Source organism: Aurantimonas endophytica (assembly GCF_014196845.1).
Classification (GTDB): Bacteria; Pseudomonadota; Alphaproteobacteria; order Rhizobiales; family Rhizobiaceae; genus Aurantimonas; species Aurantimonas endophytica.
This window is the reverse complement of sequence record NZ_JACIEM010000001.1, coordinates 435,931-453,567: the sequence shown is the minus strand read 5'-3', so window position 1 is coordinate 453,567 and position 17,637 is coordinate 435,931. Positions and strand designations below refer to the sequence as shown.

The 17,637-nt window shown below is 64.8% G+C and carries 17 protein-coding genes and 1 tRNA gene; 5 read left to right on the top strand and 13 right to left on the bottom strand.

Annotated features, from left to right (window positions below):
* Positions 1-85 precede the first annotated feature (85 nt).
* The 8 genes from rpoB to GGR03_RS02180 form a co-directional block, all read right to left on the bottom strand.
* Positions 86-4,228, bottom strand: coding sequence for a DNA-directed RNA polymerase subunit beta (gene rpoB, locus GGR03_RS02215; RefSeq protein ID WP_183205925.1), 4,143 nt, complete (start codon positions 4,226-4,228; stop codon positions 86-88).
* A gap of 304 nt (positions 4,229-4,532) precedes the next feature.
* Positions 4,533-4,907, bottom strand: a complete 375-nt coding sequence (gene rplL, locus GGR03_RS02210) for a 50S ribosomal protein L7/L12 (RefSeq protein WP_163044882.1) — start codon at positions 4,905-4,907, stop codon at positions 4,533-4,535.
* Positions 4,908-4,958: 51 nt separating this feature from the next.
* Entirely contained in the window at positions 4,959-5,477 is a 519-nt protein-coding gene (gene rplJ, locus GGR03_RS02205) for a 50S ribosomal protein L10 (protein ID WP_183205923.1), read from the bottom strand.
* 364 nt (positions 5,478-5,841) lie between these two features.
* The gene (gene rplA / locus GGR03_RS02200; RefSeq protein WP_183205921.1) at positions 5,842-6,543 is read right to left on the bottom strand and encodes a 50S ribosomal protein L1; all 702 of its coding nucleotides are present in this window, start codon (positions 6,541-6,543) and stop codon (positions 5,842-5,844) included.
* A 4-nt stretch (positions 6,544-6,547) separates the two neighbouring features.
* Entirely contained in the window at positions 6,548-6,976 is a 429-nt protein-coding gene (rplK, locus tag GGR03_RS02195; RefSeq protein WP_183205918.1) for a 50S ribosomal protein L11, read from the bottom strand.
* Positions 6,977-7,116: 140 nt separating this feature from the next.
* Positions 7,117-7,647: a transcription termination/antitermination protein NusG gene (nusG, locus tag GGR03_RS02190; protein WP_163044886.1), complete on the bottom strand. Its 531-nt coding sequence runs from the start codon at positions 7,645-7,647 to the stop codon at positions 7,117-7,119.
* Positions 7,648-7,678: 31 nt separating this feature from the next.
* Positions 7,679-7,876 (bottom strand): preprotein translocase subunit SecE, encoded by a 198-nt coding sequence (secE, locus tag GGR03_RS02185; protein ID WP_163044887.1) that lies wholly within the window; start codon positions 7,874-7,876, stop codon positions 7,679-7,681.
* A 139-nt stretch (positions 7,877-8,015) separates the two neighbouring features.
* Positions 8,016-8,091: transfer RNA gene (locus GGR03_RS02180), tRNA-Trp, on the bottom strand.
* 250 nt (positions 8,092-8,341) lie between these two features.
* On the opposite strand from GGR03_RS02180, the gene GGR03_RS02175 reads away from it, so the two are divergent.
* From GGR03_RS02175 to GGR03_RS02165, 3 genes are all read left to right on the top strand, one after another.
* Positions 8,342-8,980, top strand: coding sequence for an HAD family hydrolase (locus tag GGR03_RS02175; RefSeq protein ID WP_183205916.1), 639 nt, complete (start codon positions 8,342-8,344; stop codon positions 8,978-8,980).
* Between the two features lie 11 nt (positions 8,981-8,991).
* Positions 8,992-9,729, top strand: coding sequence for a 3-deoxy-manno-octulosonate cytidylyltransferase (gene kdsB, locus GGR03_RS02170; RefSeq protein WP_183205914.1), 738 nt, complete (start codon positions 8,992-8,994; stop codon positions 9,727-9,729).
* A gap of 73 nt (positions 9,730-9,802) precedes the next feature.
* Positions 9,803-10,516, top strand: a complete 714-nt coding sequence (locus GGR03_RS02165; protein ID WP_183205913.1) for a hypothetical protein — start codon at positions 9,803-9,805, stop codon at positions 10,514-10,516.
* Between the two features lie 18 nt (positions 10,517-10,534).
* On the opposite strand, the gene GGR03_RS02160 is transcribed toward GGR03_RS02165, so the two are convergent.
* The 5 genes from GGR03_RS02160 to tuf form a co-directional block, all read right to left on the bottom strand.
* On the bottom strand, positions 10,535-11,368 hold the full coding sequence (locus GGR03_RS02160) for a 3-deoxy-manno-octulosonate cytidylyltransferase (protein WP_246367564.1): 834 nt from the start codon (positions 11,366-11,368) through the stop codon (positions 10,535-10,537).
* 48 nt (positions 11,369-11,416) lie between these two features.
* Complete coding sequence (locus tag GGR03_RS02155; RefSeq protein WP_183205908.1) at positions 11,417-12,109, bottom strand: glycosyltransferase; 693 nt, start codon at positions 12,107-12,109, stop codon at positions 11,417-11,419.
* Between the two features lie 131 nt (positions 12,110-12,240).
* Positions 12,241-12,912 (bottom strand): hypothetical protein, encoded by a 672-nt coding sequence (locus GGR03_RS02150; protein WP_183205905.1) that lies wholly within the window; start codon positions 12,910-12,912, stop codon positions 12,241-12,243.
* Complete coding sequence (locus tag GGR03_RS02145; protein ID WP_183205904.1) at positions 12,909-13,859, bottom strand: ELM1/GtrOC1 family putative glycosyltransferase; 951 nt, start codon at positions 13,857-13,859, stop codon at positions 12,909-12,911. Before GGR03_RS02145 ends, GGR03_RS02150 begins: the two co-directional genes overlap by 4 nt.
* Before the next feature lie 216 nt (positions 13,860-14,075).
* Positions 14,076-15,251 carry an elongation factor Tu gene (tuf, locus tag GGR03_RS02140; protein ID WP_183205902.1) on the bottom strand — a complete coding sequence of 392 codons (1,176 nt, stop codon included), beginning with the start codon at positions 15,249-15,251 and terminating at the stop codon, positions 14,076-14,078.
* A 570-nt stretch (positions 15,252-15,821) separates the two neighbouring features.
* Here tuf and GGR03_RS02135 point away from each other — a divergent pair.
* Positions 15,822-15,911, top strand: coding sequence for a potassium-transporting ATPase subunit F (locus GGR03_RS02135; protein ID WP_183205900.1), 90 nt, complete (start codon positions 15,822-15,824; stop codon positions 15,909-15,911).
* A 10-nt stretch (positions 15,912-15,921) separates the two neighbouring features.
* Positions 15,922-17,631 (top strand): potassium-transporting ATPase subunit KdpA, encoded by a 1,710-nt coding sequence (kdpA, locus tag GGR03_RS02130; RefSeq protein ID WP_183205898.1) that lies wholly within the window; start codon positions 15,922-15,924, stop codon positions 17,629-17,631.
* The last annotated feature ends 6 nt before the right edge of the window (positions 17,632-17,637 follow it).

Below are 17,637 nucleotides of genomic sequence, written 5' to 3'. Positions count from 1 at the left end.
CCGCTGAAATCTTCCTCGTAGAAGGACCGGCGCCGGCGGGCGCCGATCCGTTGCGCGGCCTTGTCAGGCCGCGCCTCGCAGAACGTCATTCGGCCGCGTCCGGCAGGCCATCGACGGGAGCCGGAAGCTCCACGGCGGTGTTGGCGAGATCGACGTCGAGACCCAGCGAGCGCATCTCCTTGACGAGCACGTTGAAGCTCTCCGGAATGCCGGATTCGAACGCGTCGTCGCCGCGCACGATCGACTCGTAGACCTTGGTACGGCCCGCGACGTCGTCCGACTTCACCGTCAGCATCTCCTGCAGCGTGTAAGCCGCACCGTATGCCTCGAGTGCCCAGACCTCCATCTCGCCGAAGCGCTGTCCACCGAACTGCGCCTTGCCGCCGAGCGGCTGCTGGGTGACCAGCGAGTACGGTCCGATCGAGCGGGCGTGGATCTTGTCGTCCACCAGGTGATGCAGCTTCAGCATGTAGATGTAGCCCATCGTCACCTGACGATCGAAGGCCTCGCCGGTACGGCCATCATAGGCTGTCGACTGGCCGCTGCTGTGAAGCCCAGCCTGTTCGAGCAGCTTGTTGATGTCCGCCTCGTTGGCACCGTCGAAGACCGGCGTCGCGATGGTGACGCCGTGCTTCATCTGGTCGGCAAGCAGCAGAACGCTCTTGTCGTCGTAGGTCCGGACCGGTTCGTTGCGGTCATTGTCCGGAATGATGTCCTCGATCGTCGCCCGCAGCGGCTTGATGTCGCCGTTGGCATTGTAGGCTTCGATGAGTTCACCGATCTTCCGGCCCATGCCTGCGCAGGCCCAACCGAGATGCGTCTCGAGGATCTGCCCGACATTCATGCGCGACGGCACGCCCAACGGATTGAGCACGATGTCGGCATGGGTGCCGTCCTCGAGGAACGGCATGTCCTCGACCGGGACGATCCGCGAGACGACGCCCTTGTTGCCGTGCCGGCCTGCCATCTTGTCGCCCGGCTGGATCTTGCGCTTCACAGCGACGAAGACCTTGACCTGCTTCATGACGCCCGGGGGCAGCTCGTCGCCGCGCTGGACCTTCTCGACCTTGTCCATGAAGCGCTGCTCGAGCGTCTTCTTCGCCTCGTCATAGACGTTGCGCAGATCCTCGAGTTCGGCCTGCAGCTTCTCGTCCTCGACCGCGAACATCCACCACTGCGAGCGCGGATATTCCCGCATCGCATCCGGCGACAGGCTCGAGCCCTTCTTGAAGCCCTTCGGCCCTGCCACGGCGGCCTTGCCGTCGAGCATGTCGATCAGACGGCCGTAGACGTTACGGTCGAGGATCGCCTGCTCGTCGTCGCGGTCCTTGGCGAGACGCTCGATCTCCTCGCGCTCGATCGCCATGGCGCGCTCGTCCTTCTCGACGCCATGCCGATTGAACACGCGCACCTCGACGACCGTGCCGAAGGCACCGGGGGGCATGCGGCTCGACGTGTCGCGCACGTCGGAGGCCTTCTCGCCGAAGATGGCGCGCAGAAGCTTCTCTTCCGGCGTCATCGGGCTTTCGCCCTTTGGCGTGATCTTGCCGACCAGGATGTCGCCCGGCTGCACCTCGGCGCCGATATAGACGATGCCGGCTTCGTCGAGGTTCTTCAGCGCTTCTTCCGACACGTTCGGAATGTCGCGGGTGATCTCCTCGGGTCCAAGCTTGGTATCGCGCGCCATGACCTCGAACTCCTCGATATGGATCGAGGTGAAGACGTCGTCGGCGACGATGCGCTCGGAGAGGAGGATCGAATCCTCGTAGTTGTAGCCGTTCCACGGCATGAACGCGACGAGCACGTTCCGGCCGAGCGCGAGATCGCCCAGATCGGTCGACGGACCATCGGCGATGATGTCGCCCTTCTCGACCCGGTCACCCACCGCCACCAGCGGACGCTGGTTGATGCAGGTGTTCTGGTTCGAGCGCTGGAACTTCATCAGCCGGTAGATGTCGACGCCCGAGCGGCCGGCCTGGAGGTCGCCGGTCGCGCGGATGACGATACGCGTCGCATCGACCTGGTCGACGACGCCGGTCCGCCGCGCGGCGATGGCAGCGCCGGAGTCCCGCGCGACGATGGATTCCATGCCGGTTCCGACGAACGGCGCTTCGGCCCGCACCAGCGGAACCGCCTGACGCTGCATGTTCGAGCCCATCAGCGCGCGGTTCGCGTCATCGTTCTCGAGGAACGGAATGAGCGCGGCCGCGACCGACACGAGCTGCTTCGGCGAAACGTCCATGAGGTCGACATTGTCGCGCGGCGTCATGAAGACGTCGCCGGAATGCCGGCAGACCACGAATTCGTTCTCGAAGTTCATGTCCTTCGTCAGCACCGCGTTCGCCTGCGCGACGTGGTGCTTGGACTCCTCCATGGCCGACAGATAGACGACCTCGTCGGTCACCTTGCCGTCCACGACCTTGCGATACGGGCTCTCGATGAAGCCATACTTGTTGACCCGAGCAAACGTCGCCAACGAGTTGATAAGACCGATGTTCGGGCCTTCCGGCGTCTCGATCGGGCAGATCCGGCCGTAATGGGTCGGATGCACGTCGCGCACCTCGAAGCCGGCCCGCTCGCGCGTCAGACCACCGGGTCCAAGCGCCGACAGGCGACGCTTGTGGGTGATCTCCGACAGCGGGTTGGTCTGATCCATGAACTGCGACAGCTGCGAGGAACCGAAGAACTCGCGCACGGCCGCGGCCGCCGGCTTGGCGTTGATCAGGTCCTGCGGCATCACCGTGTCGATCTCGACCGACGACATGCGCTCCTTGATCGCCCGCTCCATGCGGAGCAGACCGATGCGGTACTGGTTCTCCATGAGCTCGCCGACCGAGCGCACGCGGCGATTGCCGAGATTGTCGATGTCGTCGATCTCGCCCTTGCCATCGCGCAGGTCGACCAGCGTCTTCACGACGGCGAGGATGTCCTCCTTGCGCAGCACGCGCACGGTGTCCTCGGCGTCGACGTCGAGACGCATGTTCATCTTCACGCGGCCGACGGCCGACAGATCGTAGCGCTCCGCATCGAAGAACAGCGACTTGAACATCGCCTCGGCGGTGTCGATCGTCGGCGGCTCGCCGGGACGCATGACGCGGTAGATGTCGAACAGCGCGTCCTGGCGGCCTTCGTTCTTGTCGACGGCCAGCGTGTTGCGAATATAGGCGCCAACATTGACGTGGTCGATGTCGAGGACCGCGATCTCGTCGTGGCCGGCGTCGACCAGCACCTTGAGCGTCTTCTCGTCGATCTCGTCGCCAGCCTCGAGGTAGACCTCACCCGTCTCCGGGTCGACGATGTCTTCGGCCAGGTAGTTGGTGTAGAGGTCTTCCTCGGTCGCCCGGAGCGCCTTGACACCCTTTTCCTGCATCTGGCGCGCCTGGCGGGCGGTGACCTTCTTGCCAGCCTCGACGAGAACCTCGCCGGTGTCAGCGTCGATCAGGTCGACGACCGCGCCCTGGTTGCGGACGCGCTCGACCGAGAACGGCACGCGCCAGCCATTCTTGTCCTTCTCGAACTTCACGATGTCGTAGAAGGTCGAGAGGATTTCCTCGCCATCCATGCCCAGCGCCATCAGCAGCGACGTCACCGGGATCTTCCGGCGACGGTCGATGCGCGCATGCACGACGTCCTTGGCGTCGAACTCGATGTCGAGCCAGGAGCCCCGGTACGGAATGACCCGGGCGGCGAACAGCAGCTTGCCCGAGGAATGGCTCTTGCCCTTGTCGTGGTCGAAGAAGACGCCCGGCGAGCGGTGCATCTGCGAGACGATCACGCGCTCGGTGCCGTTGACGATGAAGGTGCCGTTGGTCGTCATGAGCGGCATGTCGCCCATGTAGACGTCCTGCTCCTTGATGTCCTTGATGGACTTGGAGCCGGTATCTTCGTCAATGTCGAAGACGATCAAGCGCAGCGTCACCTTGAGCGGCGCGGCGTAGGTCAGGTCGCGCTGCCGGCACTCGTCGACGTCGAATTTCGGCGCTTCGAACTCGTACTTGACGAATTCGAGCATTGCCTGGCCGGAGAAGTCGGAAATCGGGAAGACCGACCGGAAAACGGCCTGCAGACCCTCGTCGGTGCGGCCGCCCTGGGGCTCCTCCACCATCAGAAACTGATCGTATGAGGCCTTCTGGACCTCGATGAGGTTCGGCATCTGGGCAACTTCGGGAATCGACCCGAAGAACTTGCGCACGCGCCTGCGACCGCTAAACGTCGTCGTCTGAGACATCGTCGCTCCTTCTCGTGACATCGCCCTTGACCGAAGGGCTTCAACTCTTATTCCTCTCCGCCGAGAGGAGCCGTCGCTGTCCGGGACGGACAGGGCGGCCTTGACGAACTACCGGGACGGACCCCCGCGTCTCCGAAAGGCTCCGAGGAGCCTTCGGGACACGCGTGCACCTGCTTGCCGCAGGTCTTCCGATACCGGACCGGTGCCACCGATCCTGCCCGCCCTTGCAGCGAGCACGGAAGGCGGGACGGCAAAAGCCGCCCCGCCTACCGGATTTTCGTTGGCAACCGCGGCTACGCCGCGATTACTTGACTTCGACCGTCGCACCAGCCTTCTCGAGCTGGTCCTTGATCTTCTGCGACTCTGCCTTGTCGACGGCTTCCTTGACCGGCTTCGGGGCGTTGTCGACGAGGTCCTTGGCTTCCTTCAGGCCGAGACCCGTGATCGCGCGGACTTCCTTGATGACGTTGATCTTCTGGGCGCCGGCGGCGACGAGAATGACGTTGAATTCCGTCTGCTCTTCGGCGGCCTCGGCCGGAGCCGCGCCACCAGCGGCGGCAACGGCGACAGGAGCGGCGGCGGAAACGCCCCACTTCTCTTCCAGCATCTTCGACAGCTCGGCCGCCTCGAGGACGGTCAGGGTCGAGAGTTCGTCAACGATCTTGGCAAGATCAGCCATTTTGATTTTCCTTCAGGTTCGAACTTTGAGTTGAGCAGCGAGGAACCATCCTCACGCCGCCTCGTCCTTCTTGGCGTACGCTCCGAAGACGCGCGCGAGTTGCCCCGCAGGCGCCTGGAGAACTCCAGCAATGCGCGTGGCCGGTGTGCTGATCATACCGACCAGCTTGGCCCTGAGTTCGTCCAGCGACGGCATGTTGGCCAAAGCCTTCACACCATCGGCATCGAGCGTGGTCTTGCCCATCGCTCCGCCGAGGATCACGAGCTTGTCGTTCCCCTTGGCGAAATCGTTGGAGACCTTGGCCGCCGCGACCGGATCGCTCGAATAAGCGATCAGTGTCTGGCCCTCGAACAGGTTCGAGATGCCTTCGGCGTCCGTGCCTTGAAGAGCGATCTTGGCGAGGCGGTTCTTCGCGACTTTGACGGTGCCTCCCGCATCACGCATCTTCGACCGATAGTCGTTCATATGCGCGACGGTAAGACCGGCATAGTGGGCCACCACGACCGTTCCGGAGACCTTGAAGGTCTCTTGAAGCGCCGTGACGAATTCGCGTTTTTCCGCTCTGTCCACTGCCTCTCTCCATTTGACTGCAACGCCCGAGGACGTCGTAGCCGGTTGCCTTTTGCCGCCCGGACCATCCGGGCGACGCTCGGAGATCCTGTCCCCTCGGCTGCCCGGGCGATTCCGATGGAACCGACAGGCGACGCAAGGCATTCGGAGGTTCGAACCGAAGTCCCGGACGGACCGGAAAATTCGGAACACCCCGTCTCATGAGGGCTATCTGACGATTATGACCGGTCGTTAGACCAGTCGCCCCGCAATCTCGGACAGGCATTCAGGGAGCCCCGAGGGACTCCCACGCACCGGGGCAAGCCCCGGAACCTTTTTGAAGGTGAACGCCGCATATAGGCGCGCCGTTCACCAATTGAAAGTCTCAGGCGGAAGCCGCGAGAGACGACGGGTCGATCCGGACACCGGGGCCCATGGTCGAGGTGATCGCGACGCGCTGGACGTAGTTGCCCTTGGCGCCCGTGGGCTTGGCCCGCTGCACCGCGTCGGCGAACGCACGGATGTTCTCGGTGATCGCCTTGGAATCGAAGCTGACCTTGCCGACGCCGGCATGCACGATGCCGGCCTTCTCGACGCGGAACTCGACGGCGCCGCCCTTCGACGCCTTGACCGCGGCAGCGACGTCCGGCGTGACCGTGCCGACGCGCGGGTTCGGCATCAGGCCGCGCGGGCCAAGCACCTTACCGAGGCGGCCGACGAGGGCCATCATGTCGGGGGTCGCGATGGCGCGGTCGAAATCGATCGTGCCGTTCTGCACCTGCTCGACGAGATCCTCGGCACCAACGAGATCGGCGCCCGCGGCCCGGGCTTCGTCAGCCTTGTCGCCGCGCGCGAAGACCGCGACACGAACCGTCCGGCCGGTGCCGTTCGGCAGATTGACCACGCCGCGGACCATCTGGTCCGCATGGCGCGGGTCGACGCCGAGGTTCATCGACACTTCGACGGTCTCGTCGAACTTGGCGGTTGCCCGCTGCTTCAGCATCTCGACGGCCTCGTCGAGACCGTAGAGCTTGAGCCGATCGATGCCCTCACGGGCGTTCTGAATGCGCTTTCCAGCCTTTGCCATCGTCTCAACCCACCACTTCGAGGCCCATGGAGCGGGCAGAGCCCTCGATCATCGCCATCGCCGCGTCCAGATTGGTCGCGTTGAGGTCCTGCAGCTTCTTTTCCGCGATCTCGCGGACCTGGTCACGGGTGACCGATCCGGCGACGGACTTGCCCGGAGTCTGCGACCCCTTCGGAAGGTTGGCGGCCTTCTTGAGGAAGTAGCTGACCGGCGGGGTCTTCATCACGAACGTGAAGGACTTGTCCTGGTAGTAGGTGATGATGACCGGGATCGGCTGACCCTTCTCCTGGTCCTGCGTCTGGGCGTTGAACGCCTTGCAGAATTCCATGATGTTGACGCCACGCTGACCGAGCGCGGGTCCGATCGGCGGGGACGGCGTTGCCGAACCGGCCGGGACCTGCAGCTTCAGCTGGCCCTGGATTTTTTTAGCCATTGCTTCCTGCTTTCGTTTCTGGCGCCAAAAGCCCGTAACGACGGAGCCTCCGGCAGCTTTTTGCAGTTCGCGCGGTGCGGCATGATCGGCCGGCTAAGCCTCGATGCCTCCCGCACTGGGATCGGGCCGAAGCCCGGCGGTCAGACCTTTTCGACCTGACCGAATTCGAGATCGACGGGCGTTGCCCGACCGAAGATCGACACTTCGACCTTGAGCCGTGTGCGCTCCTGGTCGACTTCCTGAACGACGCCGTTGAACGAGGCGAACGGACCATCCGACACGCGGACGTTCTCGCCGATGTCGAAGGAGATCGTCGGCTTCGGCCGCTCGACGCCGTCCTGGACCTGCATCAGGATCTGCTCGGCTTCCTTGTCGGAAATCGCCACCGGACGATTGTCCGGCCCGAGGAACCCGGTGACCCGCGGCGTGTTCTTGATCATCGAGAACACGGCGTCGGTCAGCTCGGCCTTCACCAGCACGTAGCCCGGAAAGAACTTTCGCTCGGCGTCGACCTTGCGCCCGCGACGAACCTCGACGACCTTCTCGGTCGGGACGAGGATCTTCTCGAACTTGTCGGAGAGCCCCTTCTGCCGGGCCTGCTCCTCGATCGATTCCGCGACCTTCTTCTCGAAATTCGAGTAGGCGTGGACGATGTACCAGCGGGCGGTCATGATGCTGCGATTACTCCTGCGGTGTCTGGCGTCAGACGCTGACGTTCATGATCAACCCGACCAGATAGCCAAGGGCCTGGTCGGCGATAAAGAAGAACGCCGCGGCAAAGGTGACCATCACGAACACCATGATCGTCGAGATCATCGTCTCCCGGCGGGTCGGCCACGTGACCTTTGCGGTCTCGGTGCGCACCTGCTGGATAAAGGTGAAGGGATTGGTCTTGGCCATGCACCGCTCATAGCTAAAGCGCGTGAAGGCCGCTAACCAGCCCCACGCGCCACGTGTCTGTGAAAATCCATTTAAACGCCCTTGACGTGATTCACAAGCCCGGTCGCGTCAATTTCGGATGATCGGGGGCCGAGGGCTCTGGCAGGGGCAGTAGGGCTCGAACCTACGACCTGCGGTTTTGGAGACCGCCGCTCTACCAACTGAGCTATACCCCTTCGCGGGGTCCGAATATCGCCTCGCGGCAGGAACTGCAACAGCGATTTTCGCAACGCCCTCCGCCTGGCTCCGGCGGCGACACACGGCCGCCATGGAAAGGCTGGTGCCGTCCGTGTCTGCATCTCGCAGCCCGCGGCGTCCTGCGCCAGTTTGCAATGGACACCCCCATGGCGGATCGCTACATCCGCCGCGGCAGGGTTCGGACCGTAGCCGAGAGCAGCCGGCCACCAGATGATACCGGAGTCGGCCATGAACAAGACCACGGTGAACCGGCCAAAGTCGCTCATCCTGTTCGACCTCGACGGCGTGATCCTGGATTCGCGCCGGAATATGGAGATCGCCTGGAGCAGCGTTCGGGAGGAGCTCGGGATCGCCCTGCCCTTCGAGGCCTATTTCGCGGAGATCGGGCGACCGTTCCCCGACATCATGGCGCGGCTCGGGCTCGCCCATTCAGCCGGCGCCATCGAACGGGTGTTCCGGCGCGCCTCCAGCCAGTCGCTGCACGAGACACCTGTCTTCGAGGGGATCGACAAAATGCTGTCGACCCTTGCCGATAGTGGTCGGCAGCTCGGCATCGTGACATCGAAGGACGCGGCGCGGACCGAACTCGTCCTTGACCGCCTGCCCATCGGCTTCGCGGTGGTCATGACTCCCCGTGACGGGCTGCGGGGCAAGCCGGCGCCCGATCACCTCCTGTTTGCGATGGCCCGGTGCAACGTCGACCCTTCGAACACAGTCTTCATCGGCGACATGGATTCGGACGCGGAAGCCGCGCGCCGGGCGCGCGTCGACTACGTCCACGTCGACTGGGGTTACGGTGCACGGCCGGCCGACTGTCTCTTTGCGGCCAAAGCGCCGGCCGATCTCCAGACATTCCTGCTCAGTTGAGGACCCGCATCATGGCCCCGCGTATCGTCGCCGTCATTCCCTGCCGTTTCGGCGCTTCCCGCTTTCCCGGCAAGCCGATCGCCGACATCAACGGCAAGCCGATGCTCTGGCACGTCTATCAGCAGACGATCGCCGCCGAGGGCATCGATGCGGCGACGATCGCCACCGACGACGACCGGATCCGCAAGGTATGCGAGGTGCTGGATCTGCCTGTGCTGATGACCCGCAGTGACCACGCATCCGGCACGGATCGCGTGGCCGAATGCGCTGCACGCCTCGATGCCGATATTATCGTCAACGTCCAGGGCGACGAGCCGATGATCGAGCCGGAGGCGATTGCGCGCGTCGCCAGAGGCATCGCCGCCTGCGACGATCCGAATGTCCAGGCGTCCAACGGCTACAACGAGATATCCTCGCCCTCCGACGCGATCGACACCAACGTGGTCAAGGTGGTGATGACCGTATCGCGCCTGGCCATGGCCTATTCCCGCCTGCCGATCCCCTATCCGAAAGGCGGCGCCGTCCGCCATCTGCGCCAGCTCGGCCTCTATGCCTTCCGTCGCGAGGGGCTTGAGCGTTTCGCTTCGCTGAAGCCCGGACCGCTGGAACAGGCCGAGGGCGTCGAGATGCTGCGCTTCGTCGAGCACGGCTACGGGGTCCAGATGGTGCAGGTGCCCAACGACGAAGGCATTCCGGTCGACACGCCGGCCGATCTCGACCGCGTCCGCACGCTGATGGCCGGCCATTGAGTTTCGTCTGGTCCCGCCCCGTGCCAGAGCCTCGTGGGATCCGGACGCCAGCGCGTAAGCAGGAGCTCGTTCCGTGACCGAGACCGTGCGGCAGCCGTTCAATGCTGACGAAGAGCAGGTCATTGCCCGGGATTTTGCCCCCCTGTCGGCCCGGCACGCGGCATGGCTGGGCGCCAGAGGTCTGACGGACCGGCCGTGGTTCATCCTCGGCTCGGCGCCGGATCCGCATGTCCCGGATCCCTTCCCGCCGCGGACCGCCCATGTCCACGTCAAATATGCCGGGCACGCGGCGCGCCAGCATGGACTGCCATCGGGCGACCTCACCTTTCTCCTGACGAAAACAAAGCCCGAGGAGATCGCCGGGCTCTCCGTCGATTCCATCCTGCGGCTGTGCAAGCGCCAGAGCCTTCTGACACGGCTTCGTCGCGACCTGCCGTTTCTCAAGGCCAGGGAATGCGCCCTCACCGACCGCGAACGCGATGCCTTCATCATCGGCACGCTGGGCACGCTCTTCGGCGGCAGCGGCGACGAGATCAGGCCGTCCAACGGCGTGGCGCTGATCGCCTACGCTATTGCCGTCGGCATCCCGCAGATCATCGTCGCCGGCATCTCTCTCGACAGCGACGGCTATGCCTACGACCGCTCCGCGCGCACCAGGCGCCATCTCGCGGAGGATCGTGCAGCGCTCGCGGTCGTCGCCGAGCGCTATCCCCAGGTAACGACGACCGAACCCAGCCTCAGCCGGATAACCGGCCTCCCCCTGATGGCGAGCGTCGCCGCCGGCTGAGCGAACGGCGCGCCCGGTTCAGGACTTGCCGGGCGCCTCGGCGGCCGATTTCTCCGCCAGCTTCTGCTTGCGCGTCTTGGGCTTCAACGAGCGCAGGAACCCGCTGAACCAGCCCTGCAACCGGGTCAGGGACAGCAGCCGGTCGACCACGATGTTGGTGCCTTCCAGCCGTTCGGACAGCACCTCGGCCGAGACCAACGCCACGTCCGAGGGGGTAATGCCCGGCACGCGCTCGGCGATGCGGTCCCATCGACCGCCGCTGCTTCCGCCGTCCATCGTCAGCCGACCGTTTCGCACCAGCAGCCGGTTGACGATCTGCTCGAAGGTCCATTCGTGGTCGTGAAAGAGCTTCCACGCCTGCGACCGGCGCGCGGTGAAGCCGGCGAGGACGATCGGCAGATCGGGACAGGCTTCCGCCAGCCAGTAGGCCAGAGCGAAGCCGCTCGTCGGCACATGCGTCGGCGGATAGAAGTCCACGAAGACCGGGGTGAGATCGAGATAGCCGACCCTGGCGCCACCGAAATCGTTGGCCGGGCTGAAGACTTCCTGGTCGCCGGCGCTGAGGTTCAATATGCCTTGAAAATGCGCGCCGCGCAGGAGCCGCAGCACGTCGTCGACTTCCCGCCGATAGACGATGTTGGCCCCGGCCGCGCTACTGCGGGCAACCAGCAGCGACGGCCGGTCGAACGGCGCGTCGAGAACCTTGAAGACCTTGTTGAAGAAGACGAAGAGCGTGCCATCACCGTAACGCGACCCGAGCGATGCGATATCGACCGCGTCGCTGTTGGCGACGAGCACGACCCGCGCGAAACCGCCGAGATAATCCGCCCAGCCCTCGCGTGTGTCGGGCAAGCCTGACCCGCGATATTCGGTTGCGTTCAAGTGTCTGCGCCCCGCCCGTCAGCCGCCGCGCTGCTGCACGAAGAGCGTGCGCTCGCGCGCGGCGAACCACTCGTCGGCATAGTCGTCATTCTTGTATTCGTCGAAATACGGGCCGCCGTCGGTGAAGTGAACGTTGCGGGCGTCGGCGTTGAAGTCGTACTCGTTGACCAGCCAGTTCCACGCTGCCGGGATCTCGCCGATATTCTCGTCGCCCTCGAGCCACTTGAACTGGTGCAGCTCGAGCCCGGTGGCCGAGTTCACATAGTCGGTGGTCAGCGCACGGCATCGGGCATTATTGAAGAGCATGACGCTCGACCAGTTCTTCTTCTCGTACTTGGTCTGCGTCTGCCCGAGGAACTTGGTCTCGACCTTCGGCGTGTAGTCGTGCTTGACGACCTGCACCGCGTAGTTCTCATCCCGCAGCGCCCAGAGCTCGGCAATGTCGGCACGCATCAGCATGTCGCAATCCATGAACAGGCTCCAGCCCTCGAAATTGCTCAAGGCCGGCACGAGAAAGCGCGAGAAGGAAAATTCGGTGGACTGCAGCGCATTGCGCTCGCGGGTGAAGACCGACCCGAGATTCGGCAGATAGAGCGGAGAAAACAGGACCGGCACCGACGACCGCTCGAGAATGCTCTGGCAAAGGACGTGGTAGGCAATCACTTCCTTGGAGTCGAACCCTACGAAGACCTGGACTGGCGGGTGCTTCACGTGACGACCTCGTTGTTTGATAAACCGGAGGCCTCATACACCCCCGATGCGCAATGTCCAATTCCGAACGGCCGCCTGATACCGCGCCGGCGGCCGAAAGGGTCGACAGCGGCAGCTGAACCGCATCGCCGTCAGGGCTTCCACAGGCGCAGGCCGAGATCCTCCGCCAGTTCCGGCTCGCTGGTGGCGACCCGCTTGTCCTCCCGCAGGCGGGTCAGGGCATACCGGTCCTCGGCGATCTGCAGCCGTGGGCGGGCGAGCGTGTCGTAGGAATGTCCGGCGCGCGAAAAGGAAAAGCCAGAAAGGACGATTTCGGGAACGCCGAGGAAGAGCCCATAGCAGAGCGCCGCAATGCCGGTCGATGGCTTGCCCAGTTCACCCACCGTCAGGATTTCAGGCCCCAGCAGCGCCTGGTTGATCGCTTCCCGGTCATCGGGATCAAGCGAGACCAGCGCGCCGATCTTCGCCCGGCGCTGGCGGATCAGCTTCCAGCGCTGCCGCCATCTCGGCCGCGCATTGTACCACAGCAACGCCTTCGTCTCGAGATCGGGGAAGACCTTCCAGGATTCCACCGGGCGACGGACCGTCAGGTCGGCGGGATCCCAGCCGCGCTGCTTCGCCGCCAGGCCCGAATTGTTGATGTCGATGCGCGCATGGCTCGCCAAGAGGTCGGCAGGCATGGTCGGCTCCGGTGCGCCTCCCAGGAGCACCCAGGGGCGATGAAGGAGCCCAAGCCGGCCCATCGCCTCGCGCTGCGCCTCGCGCACCTGCAGCAGCCGCGCCGTCAGCGGGGCATCTGTCATCGACGCCGCGCCGCGTGGTGGATCCGGATCGCGTCAGCGATCGCCTCTGCCTGGTCGGCAAATCGGTAGTCGTAGGGATCGAGGGCTCCCCCAAAGCGTCGGGTCAGGCCCAGAGTTTCCTGCAGGTCATGATGGAACCACTCGAACTTCTCGAGCCGTTCGCCATCGACCGGAGCGAGGTCGAGACTGTAGACGGGACGACCCGACGTCAGTGCCTCGCAATGCATCGTCACCGTGTCCTTGCCGATGAGAAAGCTGTCCGCGGCGGCGAGATAGTCGTGATACGGGTTCTCGCCTGCCCGGTCCCAGATGTGGACACGCGGATCCTCGATCCGGAGCAGCGCCTCCAGCAGCGTCGGGCGGCTGCGGCGCGACGTCGTTACGAGCACGAGGCGGCCCTCCGCGGCCAGCTGCCGGGCAATCCCGACCAGACGCTGGACGGTCGCCGCATCGTAGTCATAGGCCCCGTTCGGCCCGCCGAGGAGCATTGCCACGATGTGGCTCTCGTCGCCGGCTGGCAGCCAGCGCGCGCGGGCGACAGGCCGCCGCTCGTCCAGCCATTGCCGGGTGATGCGATGCGGCACCCCGATCATGCTGCGATATTCGGTGCCTTCCAGCCTCTCGCTATTCCAGTCGTGCCGGGAGACAAAGGCAAGGTCGTAGATTCCCGCCGACGGCGGGGCCGGCGGCTGCAGGTGCACCGCGAGCGGACGCCCGCCGAAGCGCTCCTTGATCCGCGCCACGTGTCGCTCGGCGAACCAGCCGCAGGAGATGACGATATCGGGCTCCGGCTCCCGCACGCGCCGGTACGGTGACAGCAGGCCGCGCCGCCATTTCGCCAGGCGGTTTATCGTGTGAACCACCGGGTCGCTCGCGAGATGGCCGGCAACGCCGAGGCATTGGGTCAGCGTACCCGCCTTTTCCTCGCTCACCGTCCAGACGCGCACGCGTATCTCCCCGCAGATCTCGCCGGTCTCTAGCGCAAATCCCTCGGCCGGCGCCAGCCACCCGCGAGCCGATGCAGCGGCCGAAGGCCACGAGTTCCTCCATCGACCAGCGTCTAAGGTCGACTGACCCAGGAGTGTCCCCGGAAATGCAAACGGGCCCCGCGAAGGGCCCGTTTATCAAGTGTCTGCGGAAGGCTGCGCCGTGCGCGGCCGTCGTTACTCGATGATCGAGGCGACGATGCCGGCGCCGACGGTGCGGCCGCCTTCGCGGATGGCGAAGCGCAGGCGCTCTTCCATCGCGATCGGCACGATCAGCACCACGTCCATCGTCACGTTGTCGCCCGGCATCACCATCTCGGTGCCCTCGGGCAGCGTGCACACGCCCGTCACGTCCGTCGTGCGGAAGTAGAACTGCGGACGGTAGTTGGTGAAGAATGGCGTATGACGGCCGCCCTCTTCCTTCGTCAGGATGTACGCCTCGGCCTTGAACTTGGTGTGCGGCTTCACCGAACCCGGCTTGCACAGCACCTGGCCGCGCTCGACGCCCTCGCGATCCACACCGCGGATCAGCGCGCCGATGTTGTCGCCCGCCTGGCCCTGGTCGAGCAGCTTGCGGAACATCTCGACGCCCGTCACCGTCGTCTTCTTGGTGTCGCGGATGCCGACGATCTCGACTTCCTCGCCGACCTTGACGATGCCGCGCTCGACACGGCCGGTCACCACCGTGCCGCGACCCGAGATCGAGAACACGTCCTCGATCGGCATCAGGAACGGCAGGTTGATCGGACGCTCCGGCGTCGGGATGTAGGCGTCGACTTCGGCCATCAGCGCACGCACCGCGTCCTCGCCGATCTTCTTGTCGCTGTCTTCCAGCGCCGCAAGCGCCGAACCCTTGACGATCGGAATGTCGTCGCCCGGATACTCATAGCTCGACAGGAGCTCGCGAACCTCGAGCTCGACCAGCTCCAGGAGCTCCTCGTCGTCGACCTGGTCGACCTTGTTGAGGAACACCACGATCGCCGGCACGCCGACCTGACGGGCGAGCAGGATGTGCTCGCGGGTCTGCGGCATCGGGCCGTCGGCCGCCGAAACCACCAGGATCGCGCCGTCCATCTGCGCAGCGCCGGTGATCATGTTCTTCACATAGTCGGCATGGCCCGGGCAGTCGACATGCGCGTAGTGCCGCGCTTCCGTCTCGTACTCGACATGCGCCGTCGAGATCGTGATGCCGCGCGCCTTCTCTTCCGGCGCCGCGTCGATCTGGTCATACGCACGGTATTCGCCGAAATACTTCGTGATCGCTGCCGTCAGCGACGTCTTGCCGTGATCAACGTGACCGATCGTCCCGATGTTCACATGCGGCTTGTTGCGCTCAAATTTACTCTTGGCCATGCCTGCTCCCAGTCCGGAGGTCTGAAGTTCCGGCGCGACATAGCGAGTGCGGCCGCCAAAGACAAGCGTGCCGCACCGCACACCGCGATATGGCCTCGGCCGAGCGGCGCGTCTTTCGCCGAATCCGGACACGATTCCGACGATTCATGTCTCCGCCGGCGCGTTCGACCCGCAGCTGATCGATCACGTCGACGCAGAAGGCGCTCCAGCGGCGCAGTGACGGCAGGAGGTGTCGGGCACGGAGGACGGCCACTGCGCCCCAGCTATCGGGCGATACGCAGTCCCGCCCGTGCCGCGCGCCGTCACCTGCCCCAGGCCGCCTTGAGGATCACGCGTCCGAGCAGTCGCCGCGCCGGCCGAGGCATAAACAGAGCATCAACGGTCTATGCGATGTTTAGGGTCCCCACCCATACGGATAATGGCGCGTTGACGGCCCCCGGAAGCACATAGGCTGCATCCTCACACGGAGCGCAGTCATGCTCGACATTCTCTACATCCTCCTGGCAGTCGGTTTCTTCTTCGCCACGGCGTTCGCCGTCGGCGGCTGCGAACGGCTTTGAGGAGAAGTCCATGACCCTGGACCTCATCCTCGGCGGCCTGACCGCCATCGGCCTCCTCTTCTATCTCGGCTACGCGCTCGCGCGTCCCGAACGGTTCTGAGGGGCCTTCTATGTCATCGGACATCATCCAGTTCGCGCTCTATGGCGCGCTGCTGACGGCCCTTGCCTGGCCGCTCGGCATCTACATGGCCAAGGTCTTTTCCGAAGAGAGGACCTTCCTTACCCCCGTGCTGCAGCCGGTGGAGAGGCTTCTCCTCGGTGTTGCCGGAGTGGACCGGAACAATGCCGGACAGCACTGGACGCGCTATGCGCTCGCCGCGCTGGCGTTCAATCTCGCCGGCTGGGTGCTGCTCTATGCGATCCTGCGGCTGCAGCACCTGCTGCCGTGGAACCCGGAAGGCATGCCGCCTCTGTCGCCGGATCTTGCCTTCAACACGGCGGTCAGCTTCGTCACCAATACCAACTGGCAGGCCTATGGCGGCGAGACGACGATGTCGTATTTCAGCCAGATGGTCGGCCTCGCCGTCCAGAACTTCGTGTCGGCGGCGACCGGCATCGCCATCGGTGCCGCCGTCATTCGCGGTTTCTTCGGACGGGAGACCAGGTCGCTCGGCAATTTCTGGGTCGATCTCACCCGGTCGGTCCTCTACGTCCTGCTGCCGCTGTCGATCCTGGTCGGACTGGCGCTCGTCTGGCAGGGCGTGCCGCAGAACCTGACGGCCCATGTCGACGCCACGACGGTGGAAGGCGCCCGGCAGACCATCGCCCAGGGCCCGGCAGCATCGCAGATCGCGATCAAGCAGCTCGGCACCAATGGCGGCGGCTTCTTCAACGCCAACTCGGCGGTGCCTTACGAGAACCCGACGCCGCTCTCGAACCTCATCGAGATGGTCTCCATCCTGCTGATCCCGGCGGCCTTCTGCTTCATGTTCGGCCGGATGGGCCGTGACATGCGGCAGGGCGTGGCGATCTTCGCGACGATGCTGATCCTCTTCATCGGCGGCCTTGCCCTCACATACGCGCCGGAAATCCAGGGCAATGCGCTCTTTGCGGAGATGCCGGTGGACCAGTCCGCCGGCAACATGGAGGGCAAGGAAGTCCGCTTCGGCACCGGCAATTCCGCGCTGTGGGCTGCCGCGACCACGGCCGCGTCCAACGGCTCGGTGAACTCCATGCACGACAGCTACACCCCGCTGGGCATGCTGGCGCCGATGCTGCAGATGCAGCTCGGCGAGATCGTCTTCGGCGGCGTCGGCTCGGGCTTCTACGGCATGCTGCTGTTCGTGGTGCTGACGGTGTTCCTCGCCGGCCTCATGGTCGGGCGGACGCCGGAATATCTCGGCAAGAAGATCGAGGCGAAGGAGGTCAAGCTCTCGATCATCGCCTTCCTGGTGATGCCGCTCGGCGTCCTCGTCTTCGGCGCCATGGCCGCCATGATCCCGACGGCCCTCGCATCGCTTCAGGATAGGGGTCCGCACGGGCTTTCCGAGATCCTCTACGCCTACTCCTCGGCGACCGGAAACAACGGCTCGGCGTTCGCCGGCTTCAATGCCAACGTCCCGTATCACAACGTGATGCAGGGCATCGCGATGCTGCTCGGGCGCTACGCCTTCATCGTGCCGATGCTGGCCGTTGCCGGGTCGCTTGCCGCCAAGAAGACCGTTCCGGCTTCGTCCGGGACCTTCCCCACCCACACGCCGCTGTTCGTGACGCTGCTGATCGCGGTGATCCTGATCATCGGCGGCCTCACCTTCTTCCCGGCCCTCGCGCTCGGACCCATCGCCGAACATTTCGCGATGCTGTCCGGCCAGACCTTCTAGGGAAGC

Bases quoted from the DNA above. Each gene is read 5' to 3' on its own strand.
- GGR03_RS02175 (WP_183205916.1), top strand. From the start codon at position 8,342: ATGAACAAGACCACGGTGAACCGGCCAAAGTCGCTCATCCTGTTCGAC.
- kdpA (WP_183205898.1), top strand. From the start codon at position 15,922: ATGTCATCGGACATCATCCAGTTCGCGCTCTATGGCGCGCTGCTGACG.
- GGR03_RS02135 (WP_183205900.1), top strand. From the start codon at position 15,822: ATGACCCTGGACCTCATCCTCGGCGGCCTGACCGCCATCGGCCTCCTC.
- secE (WP_163044887.1), bottom strand. From the start codon at position 7,876: ATGGCCAAGACCAATCCCTTCACCTTTATCCAGCAGGTGCGCACCGAG.
- rpoB (WP_183205925.1), bottom strand. From the start codon at position 4,228: ATGTCTCAGACGACGACGTTTAGCGGTCGCAGGCGCGTGCGCAAGTTC.
- rplL (WP_163044882.1), bottom strand. From the start codon at position 4,907: ATGGCTGATCTTGCCAAGATCGTTGACGAACTCTCGACCCTGACCGTC.
- rplA (WP_183205921.1), bottom strand. From the start codon at position 6,543: ATGGCAAAGGCTGGAAAGCGCATTCAGAACGCCCGTGAGGGCATCGAT.
- rplK (WP_183205918.1), bottom strand. From the start codon at position 6,976: ATGGCTAAAAAAATCCAGGGCCAGCTGAAGCTGCAGGTCCCGGCCGGT.
- tuf (WP_183205902.1), bottom strand. From the start codon at position 15,251: ATGGCCAAGAGTAAATTTGAGCGCAACAAGCCGCATGTGAACATCGGG.
- kdsB (WP_183205914.1), top strand. From the start codon at position 8,992: ATGGCCCCGCGTATCGTCGCCGTCATTCCCTGCCGTTTCGGCGCTTCC.
- GGR03_RS02150 (WP_183205905.1), bottom strand. From the start codon at position 12,912: ATGACAGATGCCCCGCTGACGGCGCGGCTGCTGCAGGTGCGCGAGGCG.
- nusG (WP_163044886.1), bottom strand. From the start codon at position 7,647: ATGACCGCCCGCTGGTACATCGTCCACGCCTACTCGAATTTCGAGAAG.